The sequence below is a fragment of the Rosettibacter firmus genome (genome assembly GCF_036860695.1).
Lineage (GTDB): Bacteria > Bacteroidota > Ignavibacteria > Ignavibacteriales > Melioribacteraceae > Rosettibacter > Rosettibacter firmus.
Map to the genome: position 1 here is coordinate 1,013,330 of NZ_JAYKGJ010000001.1, position 15,612 is coordinate 1,028,941.

Sequence of the window (15,612 nt, forward strand, 5' to 3'; positions counted from 1 at the left end):
ATCGTTTACAGATTAAACGAAATATTAATACCAAAGAACACCTGTCTCGGATTTAAGAAATTAAACGAAGTATTGTTTGGCATATCGATATATGCTTTATCTTCAAGAATTTTTTGCATCTTAGCATTATCAACTTCAGACCATTCATTATTAACATAATTCATGTATTTCTTTGTAGTCTTATCATAATAGATTACTATAGGATTCGGATTGGATACTTCATAAACATTTACAACCTGTTCTATAGGCTGGTATGGAACTCCTTCTTTTCTATAATCACCAACTCTATCGTTACCTGGTATATTATCATATGCTGGACTTGGAGGTAGATGTAAGGATTGCAAATAGAATAATTGATCAAAATTATCATAAAAGCCGGCACCGGATAATCTCTTGAAATTAAACAAGTTTCTAACATCAATTAAAAATGTAATCTGGAAAGGCTTAAGATCAACAGTCTTACTTAATAATAAATCAACATTCCAGTAGTCTGTAACCTGAACATTATTAATTATTTCTCTAATACCATTAGGATTATAAGTTATATATTCTCCTGCTCTCCATTCACCAAGAATATTTAATGTCCAGTTACCAAATGGATATAAACCGCCAAAACTTGGACCATATTGTGAAGGTGTAAAGAATGTGAGGTTTAAATTTGCTCTCGGTTGAGGAACAGGTTTTTGTTGATATAATGTAATTGTATTTTGATCTATTAATTTTTGTTGACTTGGATCTTCATTAATAACCTGCTTACCAAATGCACCTCTTGTATTAACCTGATATGTATAAGTTAAAAATCCTCTTATCCAATTGCCGCCAGTTTTCTTTAATGTAATTTCAAGTCCTCGAATATCTTCATAGCTGTTATTATTAGCTCTGAAATAGCCTATCCCTTTTCTATCGCTCAGATATTGTGTAAATGAAAGTTGATTGGAAATATCATTATAAAAAGCTGAGATTTGAATTAAAAATGTATTAAACAGCAAATGGTCGTAACCCAATTCATAAGAAATTGTTTTTGCTTGTTGTAAATTCGGATCTCCATAATTCAATAGTGTTCCATTTGATGCTCTTCCCAATCTAAATATTTCTTCGTAAGCTGGTAATTGTTTGAAGTGACCAAAATTAAAGTACAATTTTGAATTCTCTGTAATAGGATGTGAGATACCAAGTCGTGGACTAAAAGCAAGATCAATTTTGGCTCTCTTTTTTGGATATTCTTTGTTGGGATTATAACTTGAAGAGAAAAATGTTTTATCGAATGGATCAACATCATACCAATCGGTATTTGGATTACTTAAATCCATCCTCACACCAACATTAGCAACAAATCCAAAAGCTTCAATTTTATCTTGTATATATGCCGAAATTCGATAAGGATTCCAGCGTTCTTTTACATAATTCAAATCGTTAAAGTAAGTATTAACAGCTCCATAATTAAGATTAAGATCATAGTAAGCAAACTCAACTCCTGCTTTAATTAAATGAATATGAGTAATTTGATTTGTATAATTAGCTTTGATTAGAGTTGAACTTAATCTGCTCGTGTCTCTTATAGTTGAAGAATGTCCACCAAAAAACATTCCTGTTAAACCAGTTAGAGGGCGAGGATCAAATCCAAATGGCGCTTCGTCAACAAAATATCCTGGCACAATTTCATATTTTTTTGTTGTATCTCTTTGTCTGATTGGTCCTGTTTTATAAGCTCTTAATACATGTTCAAAACTTACTTCTAATAACGACTTATCACTTAGAAAATTTGTTAGTTTACCAGCAAATGTAGCATGATTAAGTATTGCCTGACTATACCATGAATCTGTAAATATACGACTCGGTCTTTGTTCATTTGTTATCTCTGCAATTGTATATGGTGTTCGCATAAACGCAGTAGGACTCCAGAACTGAACACCATTTATTCCCCACGCAGGATTATTAAACTGGCTATCATCTCTATTCATTGCTACATTAAAGGATTTTCCTGTATTTGCACTTATTACTAATTTTAGTTTATTGCTTATATCAGAGTTCAACTTTAAGGAGTAATTATACTCCAGGTAATCCGGACGACTTAAAGGAATAAGGAGTGCTTCGCGATTATACCAGAAACTTGTAAAGAATCTTAGATTACCTAAACTTTTACTAATTACTGGTATTGGACCTCCAAAGCTTGCATCGATAATATAATCTGGTTCAATTGTAGGCCTTCTTCTTCTTTCCCACATCCACACTTTTTGAGCTGCAGCAGGAGAAAGATCATTATTTGGATCGTTATCACTTAATAATTTCTGCGATATAGCATTCCATCCTTCAAAACGTGGATATTGTCTTTGAGTATATATATCCCAGGCTCCATTTTCCGTTCCTGTCCATGCTACTGCAGGATCTAAATAAGGTCTATTCCACATTGAATTAGGATCAAATACAGAAATCCCAAAATGCTTTGGTGTGGGTGGGCTATACTTCACATTCACTGCACCGTAATAATTATTGATACTTCCTTCTTTCTGGATTATGTTGACAATTCCAGATCTAACCTGACCATACTCTGCATTAAAGCCTCCTCGTTCAATTGAAATTTCCTGTATTGAACTTAATGCTAAAGTTGTAATTGGTGAATTATTTCTCGGATCTCTTAATGTTACTCCATCAACCTGAAATAATAATTGTGTTGCACTGCCACCTCTAATTACAAAACCTTCTTCCACTCCTGCTTGTAGACTTGCAATTCTATCAATCCTTGTTATAGGCAAAGTTGTAATTTCTTCTGATCTAACTGTAGCAACACTTGTCGAAACATCTTTTTTAACTATTTCTCTTTCGGCTGTTATAACTATACTTCCTAATTCAATAGCTTCTGGAACCATTTCAATATTTACTGTAGATGTCTGATCAATTCTTACTTCAACATCATTTACAGTAACAGTAGCATAACCAACCATACTGGCAACAATTGTCTGTAACCCTGGTGGAACATGAAGTATTACATAATAACCATCTACATCTGTAGTAGCACCCAATGTTGTCCCTTTTACAACAACATTTACACCGATTAAAGGTTCTTTTGTTTGTTTATCAACAATTCGACCGGCAATTTTTCCTGTTGTACCTGCTATCGATATACCAACATAAACAACTACGCAAATGAACATCATTAAAATTATTCTGTATTTCTTTTCCCTCATGTTCATCTCCTTTTCATTTATAATTTTTTCTATATATTAAGTAGATTTGTTATATCTACAACCAACATATAAACCGGGAATACAAATAATAATTTTTCTTCAATGCTTTTTTTTGAAACCGATTTTGAAGGTAATACTAATCGTGCTTTGCTTAATAGAAGCAATAAAATGAATGAAAATGAGAAGATAAAAATTGAATACTCAAGAAAATCCAGATTTATCAACCATTTCAATACAATAAAACTAAATTGATATTTGCTGAAAAATATTTCGCAAATAACTTTAAAGGCTATTAGAATTAAACCGGAAAGAAAAATTGAAATTGCCGCACTATTCGGGATAGAATTAAATAATAATCCCCCTAACAAAAATGCAGCTATAATTGAAATTACATAGAAAAATAGATTGAATAGATTAAAATAAAATCTAACTTCGCCATAACTTACAACTGATAGTAATAGTATCGATATAAACAACAATACTATTACTGTAATTCTTCCAACCAGTACCAGTTCACGTTCTGATACATTTGGTTTTAAAGCACTATAAAAATCAAATGTTAAAAGATAGGCTGTATTATTGAAGCAGCTTAATAATAAAGATGTTAACACAAACATTAAGGTAATTATAAATGCTCCTTTCATGAACTCTGGTAAAAAGCCTTCTCCTGAAAATATATTCTTAATCTCTTCTGAAGTTTTTTGTGGGAATAAATTAAAAATGATAACAGCAATAAGAGTAAAAAACAAAACAGGAATTATTTGATATAACATCGAAACTATCGAAGACCTTTTCAGATAATCAATATTCTTTACAGTAATAGTTCTCTGAATCATAATTTGATCGGCACATACAAACCAGAATCCTAATATCAAAAAAGCCAGTAATGATTTTATAATTGATACGTTTAAATTAGAACTCAATAACGGCAGATATAAAAATTCATTTGTCCCGAATTTGTCTGCTTGATATTGATGAAAAAACCAGAAAGCAAATCCAATAGTAAAAAGTGCAATAAACAACATATTAAATGCGTTGATGTAGAGTTCTGCTTTTAATCCAGAGATGATTAGTGATATGCATGATATAATGAGAAAGAATAAAAGTGTAAAGTAAGAATCGAGATTGGTAAATAAATTAATTAATATATTTCCGGCTGCAAGTACTAAAACAAGTCGAATACCAATATTTATGAATATGTATGTTGAAGAAATTATATGTCGAAAAGTTTTATTATATCTGATTTCAAAGTATTGTGGGATTGTCTTAATATTTATTTTTGAATAATAAGGAATTAATATCCAGCCATAGATATAAAATAAAAATGCTGTGATTATTCCATAAATTACAGGAAACCCTCCAAGATATCCGGATCTTGTTAATCCCAGAATATAAGGACTGATGAAAGTGGCAGCTGTTAGAGAGATTCCATGAGTTATCCAGTGAATACTTTTATCTGCAAAGAAATATCTTTCCGAATTCATTTCTTTAATAATCGATAAATATATACTTACTGCTATCATCAACAGTGGATAACAAAAAAATAAAATGAATTCTATTATGGATATCTCAAACAAATTAACTCCTTTTACTCTGCCTCGAAGTATTGTTTAATAGCCTTAAATCAATGATTATACCAAGAGATAAAAGCAAAAGAAAATCTTATTAAAACGCTTAAGTAATGAGCTGGTTATTTCAAATTGATAAAAGGATGATGTGCAGGCTAAATCAAAATGATAAAATAAATTTATGTGAGTCTATAGTGGTTGTAATCTTAATACAAAATTTTCTATTAAACTACTTAATTAAATTTTAGAAAAATTGCTTATGCTTTTATTTGCATGATAAAAATTTTATCCAATCTTTTATCAAAAATATATAACGATATTCAAATAATAATTATTTATTCAAAAAAATTTACAAAATGAATCAGGTATAATTATTGACAAAAAATTAAGTTTATGAATCTACCTTCATACACACTCCAAATTCGCCTGTAGAAATTTTCTGCAGGCGATTTTATTTTGTAATTTGAACAATGAAATTAACTGATAACTTTATGGTTTTAAAACTTACTTCAAAAAACAAACTTTTTTTATTAAAATTTTTCTTTGCCTTACATTACTTGATGGCTCAATCATTAGATACACCAGATATATCCATGCCTGCAGGATTTTATTACAATAATTTTGAAGTTGAAATTAGCTCAATAAATGGTGCACAAATTAAATATACACTTGATGGTTCAGATCCCATACACTCACCAACAGCAATCATTAAAGATTCTCCTGTGTTAATAACAATAGATCCAGAAAGTACAGAAGGTAATAGAGGAAAAACTCCAGGTGTTGTTTTAAGGGCTTGCACTTTCTACAATAATCAATTCAGTCAATCAGTAAGCAGGACTTATATTTTTATAAACAAAATTGTAGAATTATCTCCTGAAGGATTTAAACCTGGTGCTGATTGGCCTGCACCCACAAAAAGTCCAAATCCTCAATTTATAGATTATGGTCTTGCAGCAGATGTAGTCAATAATCCTCAGTACAAAGATTTAATTGATGACGCATTTTTATCAATTCCAACAATTTCATTAGTAACAGATTTAAAAAATTTATTCGATCTTAAAACTGGAATTTATATGAATGCTATGATGGACGGTATTGAATGGGAACGACCAGCATCAATTGAATTGATTTATCCTGATGGGAAAAAAGGATTTCAGATTAATTGCGGTGTAAGAATACGTGGAGGCTGGAGTCGTCATGGAGATAATCCTAAACATGCATTCAGATTTTTTTTCCGAAATGAATATGGTAAAGGAAAATTAAATTATCCACTTTTTGAAAATGAAGGTGTAGATGAATTTGATAAACTTGATTTAAGAACAAGTCAGAATTATTCCTGGAGTTACCCTGGACATCTCAGTAAATATAATACAATGAATCGAGATGTCTTTTCAAGAGACTTACAAAGAGAAACTGGTCAACCTTATACCAGAAGCAGATATTATCATTTATTTATCAATGGAGTTTATTGGGGAATTTATCAGACACAAGAAAGACCCGAAGCAAGTTTTGCACAGAGTTATTTTGGCGGCAATGAAGAAGATTATGATGTAATTAAACCTGGAGATAATAATCATCAGATTGAAGCTACTGATGGAAATCTTAATGCATATCAGGAAATTTGGAATATGTGCTTGAAAGGATTTACTTCAAACGAAAATTATTTCAAACTACTCGGGAAAAATCCTGATGGAACACGCAATCCTAATTACAAAGTACTGGTCGATATCGATAATTTAATAGACTTTATGTTAATAATATTTTATACAGGAAATTTTGATAGTCCCACCTCCAAATTTGGAAATGATAATTTGCCTAATAACTTTTTCTGTATCTACAATCGTAATGGTAATGAAGGTTTTAAATTCTTTATTCACGATGCAGAACACACATTAAGAACAACTCAAGGTGAAGGTCCAGGTATAGGACTTAACGAAAATCGTGTTAATATTAACATGTATGTTAACAACGTTTTTGGTTTTCATCCTCAATGGCTTCATTATAAACTAACAAGTAATCCTGAATATAGAATATTATTTGCAGATCATATATTCAAACATTTTTTTAATAATGGATGTATGACATCACAAAAAGCTACCAGATTATTTCTTTTACGTGCTGCTGAAATCGATACAGCAATTATTGCTGAATCTGCAAGATGGGGAAATACAAATAATTTTATTTCATATACACAAAAAGATTGGCAATGGGCAATCGATGATATTGTTAATAATTACTTCCCCCAAAGAACTGATATTGTCCTTAATCAACTGAAAAATGCAAATCTCTATCCAAATATTAATCCTCCCATTTACAAAACTTCCAATAACGAAATAACAGATAAATTTATAACTGTTGAGCCCGGGACTAAAATAAAATTAGTGAATCCAGATGTAACAAAAGGAACCATTAAATATACAATTGATGGAACCGATCCGAGAGCAATTGGTGGAGCTATAAATATTTCTGCAAAAGATGGTGGCAACGAAGTTGAATTAACTATTAATTCAACCACTGTAATTAAATCAAGAATTCTAAATGGAACAACCTGGAGTGCATTAAACGAAATAACTTTGTTTACCGGAAACAATGATAATTTAAAACTAACAGAAATTCATTATCATCCTTTAGATAACGATACAATTAATAATGATGAATATGAATTTATAGAATTAAAAAATTGTGGAGATTCCCCCATCAATTTATCGAACGCATATTTTTCTTCTGGTATTCAATATACATTTCCTCCCAATACTATCATTAACCCAAAACAATTTCTCATTTTAGCATCGAATAGAAAAGAGTTCAATAATCGCTATGGATTTTATCCTTACGGAGAATATAAAGGAAAGTTAGATAATGGTGGTGAAACTTTAAATCTACTTACTGCCACAAACGATACAATTTTTAGTTTTACATATGATGATACCACTCCCTGGCCAGCAGAAGCAGATGGCACCGGTTATTCATTAGTTGCAAATGATATAAACGGCTCTGGCAACATGAATGATCCATCTTACTGGAGAATTTCTTATTCAATTCATGGGTCACCAGGAAAAGACGATTTGCCAGTTTCCATTAAAGATAGAACAATAAAAAATGATTTTAAATTATTTCATAATTATCCAAATCCCTTTAATCCAAAAACTATTATTACATATAAAATATCGGATGCTTGTAAAGTTGAATTAAAAATTTATGATGTGCTTGGCAATGAAATTGCAACTTTAATTAATGAATACAAATTACCTGGCACTTACAGGATCGAATTCTCTGCAAGTAAATATCAATTATCAAGCGGAGTTTATTTCTATCAATTAAGAGCAGGAAATAAAATAGACACAAAAAAAATGTTGTTTATAAAATGAAGACTTTTCTAAGAGTGAATTAAAATATCTGATAGAAATATTTAATTAAAAATTTATCTGCAATATTAAAGCAAAGTAACATTACTATTTTCATCTATAATTCTTCGAATTTAGCCTGCCCTATCTAAAGATTAAAAATATGAAATATGTTATATTAGATTTAATAATAAAAAATATTTCATAAAAAAATGAAAGAACCTGAAGTTAATTTACAATTAGCCATAGAACACGGCTTAACAGAAGAAGAATATAACTGGATTTGTGAAAGATTGGGTAGAACTCCTACTTTCACAGAACTTGGTATTTTTAGTGTAATGTGGAGTGAGCATTGCAGTTATAAAAATTCAATTGCTTTATTAAAAACTCTTCCAAGGTCGGGTGGAAAATTATTAGTGGGTGCTGGCGAAGAAAATGCTGGACTTGTCGATATTGGAGATGGTCTGGCAATAGCATTCAAAATTGAAAGTCATAATCATCCATCAGCAGTTGAACCTTATCAAGGAGCTGCAACAGGAGTAGGTGGAATTCTTAGAGATATCTTTACAATGGGTGCTCGACCAATTGCCTGTCTTAATTCACTTAGATTTGGTTCACTTGAAGATCCAAGAACAAGATATCTTTTTGAAGGGGTTATAAAGGGAATTGCAGATTATGGAAATTGTTTTGGAGTTCCTACGGTAGGTGGAGAAGTATATTTTGATGACTGCTACAAAAATAATCCACTTGTAAATGCAATGGCTATTGGAATTGTCGATACAAAAAGAATTGTCTCGGCTGTAGCAAAAGGTTCTGGCAATCCTGTTATGATTGTTGGTTCTGCTACAGGCAGAGATGGAATTCATGGAGCTACATTTGCTTCAGAAGAAATATCTGAAAAATCAGAATCAAAAAGACCTTCTGTTCAGGTTGGAGATCCATTCACAGAAAAACTTTTACTCGAAGCTACACTGGAAATTATAAAACAGGATTTAGTAGTTGGTATTCAGGATATGGGAGCAGCTGGAATTTCATGTTCAACTTCAGAAATGAGTGCAAAAGGTAAGTCGGGTATGAAAATAGATTTAGATAAAGTTCCTTTGAGAGAAACCGAAATGAGTGCTTATGAAATAATGCTTTCAGAAAGTCAGGAAAGAATGTTAGTTGTTGCAAAAAAAGGATGCGAAGAAAAAGTAAAAGAAATTTTTCAAAAATGGGATCTGAATTGCGAAATAATTGGTGAAGTTACAGATGAACAAATACTCAAAATTTATCATCATGGCGAAAAGAAAGCAGAGATTCCACCTTACGAACTTGTACTTGGCGGCGGAGCTCCAGTCTACATAAGAGAAACTAAAGAACCAGAATACTTAAAAGAAGTTTCTAACTTTAATTTTAATGAATTACCAGAGCCAGATAGTATAGCAGATGTTTTTGAAAAATTATTTTCATCACCAAACATTGCCTCAAAACGATGGGTTTATGAACAATATGATTCAATGGTAAGAACAAATACAATTGTTGGTCCAGGTTCAGATGCAGCAGTTATAATGATTAAAGGAACAAATAAAGCTATTGCAGCTTCTACAGATTGCAATGGTAGATATGTTTACCTCAATCCAAAAGAAGGAACAAAAATCGCAGTTGCCGAAGCTGCAAGAAATGTGGTCTGCTCAGGTGCAATACCTCTTGCAATTACAAATTGCCTTAATTTTGGAAATCCTTATAAACCAGAAGTTTACTGGACATTTAAACAGGCAATCGAAGGAATGGGAGAAGCTTGCAGATTTTTCAATACTCCAGTTACTGGTGGAAATGTAAGCTTTTATAACGAAAGTCCAGATACAACTGTTTATCCTACTCCAGTTATTGGAATGGTTGGACTGATTGAAAAATTAGAAAATGTTACAACAGCAGAATTTAAAAATGAAGGTGATCTGATTTATGTTCTTGGAGAAGATTATGAAGAAATTGGTGGAAGTGAATATTTAAAAGTGATTCATGGACTTGTTAAAGGCAAAATTCCTAAAATTGATTTACAGGCAGAAAAAGATCTTCATTCATTGCTTTTACAATTAATTGATCAAAAACTCATTAATTCAGCTCACGATATTTCTGAAGGTGGAATAATGACAGCTCTTGCAGAATGCTGTATTTTAAATCCTGAAAATATGATTGGAGCAAAGGTAAATATTCATATAAAAACACGAGAAGACTTCTCTTTATTTTCAGAAAGTCAGTCGAGAGTTATTGTTAGCGTTAGTCCCGAAAACAAAAGCAATTTTGAAAAAATTGTCTCGAAAAGTTTTACTCCATACATGCTAATAGGAGAAACTATTCCAAAAAGATTTATTGTAAATGACCAATATGATTTTTCACTAAAAACTCTGTCTCATCTTTACTACGATTCCATTGCCGAGAAAATGAGTATTCATGTTTAATATTAACATGAAAAAATTTTTTGAAAAAATAAAATTAAAAGCGTTCTTTCATTCACTAAGTTATTATTTCACTGGACTCTTAAAAAGAATTGATGAACATAATATTTTTTTATCTGGAGCTGGAATAGCCTATTCACTTCTTCTTAGTTTAATTCCATTAATACTTTTTATTTTTTCTTTATTAGGTAACATATTTGAACCAGATACACTCAATAAAATCATTAATGATATTATTGAAACATTAATTCCTTATCCTACTTATTCAGATTATGTAAAAAATATTATAAGAACTCGATTACCACAGGTTATAGTATATAAAAATATTGCTGGATATGTTGGAATTATTGGTTTACTTTTAACATCTACCTGGATCTTTAGTAGCATGAGAACTTTACTAAATCAAATATATCAAACTAATATTAAAAAGAATGCTTTAATTGGTCTTATACGCGACGTTGGAATGGTTTTTCTTTTAATTATCTTCATTTCACTTTCTACTTTAATATTCCCTGTTCTAAATTTATTCTTTGAAATAGCTCGCAACTCACCATTATCGGTACTTTCAAAGTTTAGTGAAGTTTGGGATTCAATAGTACGATTCAGTACTTTGCTAATAATGTTAATTTTATTTTTTATTCTTTACTATTTGATTCCATATGAAAAAATACCTAAAAGAGTTGCTGCTGTAAGTGCTATTTCAACCACAATTTTATGGGAATTAGCCAGAATGTTTTTTGGTTATTATATTCAGAATTTTTTAGGAACAAATCCTTTTTATGGTGCATTTATATTAATAATTGTAATACTCTTCTGGGTATTTTACTCTTCATGCATTTTTATAGTTGGTGCTGAGATTGGTCAACTATTTCGAGAAAAATTAATTTTAAGAAAGGAACAAAATGAAAAGATATAAAAGTTTAGTTCGCCTATCAAAAGAACATCACGATGGACTTATATTAGCACAGTTTATTAAAAAAGGAGCTCCACCTTACAAAGGAATGCCTACTGATTTAAATGGCAAAAAAGATTATACAATAACTTTCTTTGAAAACTATTTAATTAAACATTTTGATGACGAAGAAAATATTTTAATGGCAACATTAAAAAATAAAGATGAACAACTTGATAAATTATTCGACCAGATGCTTAGAGAACATATTGAATTAAAATCGCTTATTAATAAAATTAAAACAGAAGAAAATTTTGAAGACCTGCTGAATGAATTTGGTTTTGCATTAGAAAGTCATATTCGAATGGAAGAGAGAGAACTCTTCGAAAGAATTCAGCAAGTATTTGATGAATCAACATTAAATAATCTTGTTGATAAATTAATTTAAAAAATACTTGACACATAAAAGGAAAGGTTTTTATGAATAAGATTCTTAAAATATTTTTCACTCTATTTTTTCTTTTGCTGCCATTAATATCTCTAACTATTGTAGTTAATTTTATAAATACCGAAAGTAATGCACAGGTAGAAAATAGTAATTCACTTAAGAAAAAAAGAGAGATTATAGATCAAAATGCAAAAGAGTTAAAAAAGGCAAAAGAATTAAAAGTAAAAGTGCGAAAAAAATATGCTGGATTTTTTGGTAGCAATAATTCTTATCCAAAGAATATGGTACTTGTTGAAGAAGTATTATTTGATGAAAATGGGAATAGAAAAAAACATATTAGATACAAAAGTACAGGCGATGTAGATCTTAATTATGAATTCAAATATGATCAAAATGGAAATTTAATTTCCATGGATACATACGATGGCTATGGAAATCTCAAAGGACGAAAAGTATCGCAATACGATAAAAATAATAATGAGATTCTAAGAAAAATTATTGATAGTCGAGATCCAGGAGAATTAAAAACAGAATTAAAATACGATCAAGAAAAAAGACTAATTCAAATAATTAATTATTCCAAAAAAGGAGAAATAGCATCAATACAACAAAATGAATATGATGGTGAACTATTGATAAAATCTACTATAAAAAATGCCGAAGGAAAACAACTTTCGGAAAATACTTTTCAGTATAATTCAAATGGATTTTTAATTAAAGAAACACAAAATGGAATTCAAGGAAATAATGTTATTAATTATAAATATGATTCTAAAGGAAATTTAATTGAAATATCCGATAAGCAAACCAGAAGAATTATGAAATATGATGTCAATGGAAATTTAATAGAAGACAAATTATTTTTATCTGATGGTACACGTCAATTTAGAATAACATTTTCTTATTACGAAAACGGATTGCAAAAAGAAGAAATTAGATATTCAAATGATGATAGACCAGCTTTTATAGCTAAATACGAATACGAATTTTATAATTCTCGAAAAAAATAATTGATGATAAAATTTATACCACTTGGTGGTGCTGACGAAGTAGGAGCTTCCTGCTTTTACATAAATATTAATGGCACTGGAATATTACTCGATTGTGGTATTCATCCTCGCAAAAAAGGGATTGAAGCTCTCCCTGAATTTAATTTACTCAAAGAACTACCACTTGACTTTGTTTTAATTTCACATGCACATCAAGATCATATTGGCTCTCTTCCATTTTTAATTCAGCAATATCCTCATGTAATAATCTATACTACTACTCAAACAAAAGAAATAGCATCAGTTACACTTCATAATGCTGCAAACATTTTACAGGAAAGCTATGTTGAGAACAGCTTTAAAATTTACACTCACGAAGAAATTGATCTACTTGTTCGAAGTATAATCAGTATCGATTATAATGAAACAATATCTGTAAAAGGATTAAGACAAAATACTTCTGAGCCAATAAATATAACATTTATAGATGCAGGACATATACTTGGCTCGGCATCAATTTTAATTGAATATGATAATCAACGATTGCTTTACACAGGTGATATTAATTTAAGTGAACAAACACTAATGATTGGTGCTGAACAGGAAAATTTAAAAAATATAAATACCTTAATTCTTGAATCTACTTATGGCTCAACTGATTCAAAAACTTTAGGTACCTGGGAATCAGAAACTAAAAAATTTGTCAAATCATTAAATATGATTCTTCACAATGGGGGCTCTGTTTTAGTACCAGTTTTTGCACTCGGTAAAACTCAGGAAATGCTTGCATTAATTTTTAATATGATGAAAAACAAAAAATTGATTGAAACTAATTTATACACAGGTGGAATAGGAAGAGAAATTTCCAGAATTTATGATAATAATCGCTACATTGTAAGAAGAAAAAATCCAGAACTTGATTTAAAAGAAATACCACAATTAAACTTAAGTGAAATTGAAGACTACAATGAATTCAGAAAAAATCCTGGAATTGTTTTAGCATCAAGTGGTATGATGCTTGAAGGTACAACTTCTTACAAACTTCTGGATTTCTGGTTAAATCAAAAAGACTTTGCAATTTTTGGTGTTGGTTATATGGATCCAGAAACACCTGGCTATAAAGTATTAAATTCGCACAAAGGTGATTATATTAATCTTAACGAATATAGCTCACCAAAATTTGTTAACTTTGAAATCGAAAAATTTCACTTTCCTTCTCATTCAAAAAGAGAAGATTTATTAAAAATTGTAGAATTAACCAGTGCACAAAATGTCATTCTGGTTCATGGAGATATAAATTCTAAAGATTGGCTTGGTTATAACATACTAAAAAAGTTTAAAGATATTAATCTATATTCTGCAGAAAATAGAAAAGAAATTAATCTTCCATAATATTTCTAAACAATAAATTATTTTGTTTCCAGTTCGTAATTTTCCCGAACAATCCGAGCTCTAATAACATAAACAATATTACAGGAATATATTCAACTAATAAAACTAAAGTATACTCTTTCCACACACCATTTAATTGATAGCTTAAAATAGTAAATGCTGTTAAGCTACTTAACGACGAATACATTATTCCACTCCATACAGGAATAAGTGGTATCAACACAGTTAACCAGCTTATATACCAGGGATGAACTACAGGTGAAAAAATGAATAATAGTAAAATTGAGTAATAAAATTTTTTTATTGAATCGAACTTTTTAAAATAAACAGGGATTAATGTTAATAAAAACAATATTGCACAAACAATCCGAGTCTTTTGATTATGTTCAATAAATGAATTAAGTAGAGAAAAAATACTTCCATTAAATGACCAGTGTTTTGCATAAATAAACAATGACTCAAATGGATTTGATGAAAAAATATAAGGTATAAATTGAACAAAAAAAGTAATAAATGGAATGAAAATAATTTTTAATTTATCTATGACTAACTTTTCTCTAAAAAACAAAATAGGCATTAATAAAATACCTACTGGTTTAATTGAAAAAGATAATCCAAGAAATATTAATGACAAGGACAATTTCTTTTTGTAATAAAACAAAATTGATAAGACAATTAACAACAATCCATAACCATCAAGATGTGAGTCAATTGCAAATTGAAAGGTTGGGAGTGGACACAGTATATAAAGTAAAATTAATTTTGTTGACTTTTCTGATAGCTTTAAAACATTGTAAAGTGTTAGTATTGTAAATAAATCAAAAATTAATAAAAGTAATTTATAACCCCATACGTGCTCGCCACTTAAATTATAACCTATAAAAAAAATCCATTGACTAAAAGGGAAATAAATTGTCTTGAGATTTGGGAAATTGACTTTTGCAGGTAAAATATCTGAATGTAAAGAAGCTAAGTTTGAGTCTATCGGTGCATATTGATAAGGATTAATTCCCATAGATTGAACTTTACCATCCCACATATATCTATAAATATCATCAGAACCAATTGGAGTGGTTGTAATAAAAGAAATTCTCAATATTATTCCTGATAATGCTGAAATTAAAATAATATTTTTACCAAACTCATATTTCAGAATAATAATTGATAGAATTAAAAAAATTATTGAAGAACAGATATAAGAAAAAGTATATGTTTGAACTGGTGTTCTATAAAAAAAATGAATTGATAGAATTATTAGAAAGAAGACAAAAAGAAAACTTAAAAATATGATATGATATTTTTTCATTAAAAAATTATCACAAATAAATTCCTCATCAAAAAATAGTTTATATAATT

Annotated in this window: 9 protein-coding genes; 6 read left to right on the forward strand and 3 right to left on the reverse strand. The window is 29.7% G+C overall.

The window, feature by feature from the left end:
* Nucleotides 1–5 precede the first annotated feature (5 nt).
* Nucleotides 6–3,185 (reverse strand): TonB-dependent receptor, encoded by a 3,180-nt coding sequence (locus tag VJY38_RS04400; protein WP_353679454.1) that lies wholly within the window; start codon nt 3,183–3,185, stop codon nt 6–8.
* 29 nt (nt 3,186–3,214) lie between these two features.
* Nucleotides 3,215–4,762, reverse strand: a complete 1,548-nt coding sequence (locus VJY38_RS04405) for a sodium:solute symporter family transporter (protein WP_353679455.1) — start codon at nt 4,760–4,762, stop codon at nt 3,215–3,217.
* A gap of 461 nt (nt 4,763–5,223) precedes the next feature.
* Here VJY38_RS04405 and VJY38_RS04410 point away from each other — a divergent pair, with 461 nt between their 5' ends.
* The 6 genes from VJY38_RS04410 to VJY38_RS04435 all read left to right on the forward strand — a co-directional run bounded on the left by VJY38_RS04410 (nt 5,224) and on the right by VJY38_RS04435 (nt 14,256).
* Nucleotides 5,224–8,121 carry a CotH kinase family protein gene (locus VJY38_RS04410; RefSeq protein ID WP_353679456.1) on the forward strand — a complete coding sequence of 966 codons (2,898 nt, stop codon included), beginning with the start codon at nt 5,224–5,226 and terminating at the stop codon, nt 8,119–8,121.
* Between the two features lie 188 nt (nt 8,122–8,309).
* On the forward strand, nt 8,310–10,538 hold the full coding sequence (gene purL, locus VJY38_RS04415) for a phosphoribosylformylglycinamidine synthase subunit PurL (protein WP_353679457.1): 2,229 nt from the start codon (nt 8,310–8,312) through the stop codon (nt 10,536–10,538).
* Nucleotides 10,531–11,451: a YihY/virulence factor BrkB family protein gene (locus VJY38_RS04420; RefSeq protein ID WP_353679458.1), complete on the forward strand. Its 921-nt coding sequence runs from the start codon at nt 10,531–10,533 to the stop codon at nt 11,449–11,451. The genes purL and VJY38_RS04420 overlap by 8 nt, the downstream gene beginning before the upstream one ends.
* The gene (locus VJY38_RS04425) at nt 11,438–11,875 is read left to right on the forward strand and encodes a hemerythrin domain-containing protein (protein WP_353679459.1); all 438 of its coding nucleotides are present in this window, start codon (nt 11,438–11,440) and stop codon (nt 11,873–11,875) included. The genes VJY38_RS04420 and VJY38_RS04425 overlap by 14 nt, the downstream gene beginning before the upstream one ends.
* Nucleotides 11,876–11,907: 32 nt before the next feature.
* A complete protein-coding gene (locus VJY38_RS04430) occupies nt 11,908–12,885 on the forward strand; it encodes an RHS repeat domain-containing protein (RefSeq protein ID WP_353679460.1) in 978 nt (325 codons plus the stop codon).
* Nucleotides 12,886–12,888: 3 nt separating this feature from the next.
* The gene (locus VJY38_RS04435) at nt 12,889–14,256 is read left to right on the forward strand and encodes an MBL fold metallo-hydrolase (RefSeq protein WP_353679461.1); all 1,368 of its coding nucleotides are present in this window, start codon (nt 12,889–12,891) and stop codon (nt 14,254–14,256) included.
* Here the strand turns inward: VJY38_RS04435 and VJY38_RS04440 are convergent.
* Nucleotides 14,243–15,562 (reverse strand): MptA/MptB family glycosyltransferase, encoded by a 1,320-nt coding sequence (locus VJY38_RS04440; RefSeq protein ID WP_353679462.1) that lies wholly within the window; start codon nt 15,560–15,562, stop codon nt 14,243–14,245. The genes VJY38_RS04435 and VJY38_RS04440 overlap by 14 nt on opposite strands.
* Between the last annotated feature and the right edge of the window lie 50 nt (nt 15,563–15,612).

What these genes read in the sequence shown, in the direction of transcription:
- VJY38_RS04400 (WP_353679454.1), bottom strand. Translation starts at nt 3,185, where the DNA reads ATGAGGGAAAAGAAATACAGAATAATTTTAATGATGTTCATTTGCGTA.
- VJY38_RS04410 (WP_353679456.1), top strand. Translation starts at nt 5,224, where the DNA reads ATGAAATTAACTGATAACTTTATGGTTTTAAAACTTACTTCAAAAAAC.
- purL (WP_353679457.1), top strand. Translation starts at nt 8,310, where the DNA reads ATGAAAGAACCTGAAGTTAATTTACAATTAGCCATAGAACACGGCTTA.
- VJY38_RS04420 (WP_353679458.1), top strand. Translation starts at nt 10,531, where the DNA reads ATGTTTAATATTAACATGAAAAAATTTTTTGAAAAAATAAAATTAAAA.
- VJY38_RS04425 (WP_353679459.1), top strand. Translation starts at nt 11,438, where the DNA reads ATGAAAAGATATAAAAGTTTAGTTCGCCTATCAAAAGAACATCACGAT.
- VJY38_RS04430 (WP_353679460.1), top strand. Translation starts at nt 11,908, where the DNA reads ATGAATAAGATTCTTAAAATATTTTTCACTCTATTTTTTCTTTTGCTG.
- VJY38_RS04435 (WP_353679461.1), top strand. Translation starts at nt 12,889, where the DNA reads ATGATAAAATTTATACCACTTGGTGGTGCTGACGAAGTAGGAGCTTCC.
- VJY38_RS04440 (WP_353679462.1), bottom strand. Translation starts at nt 15,562, where the DNA reads ATGAAAAAATATCATATCATATTTTTAAGTTTTCTTTTTGTCTTCTTT.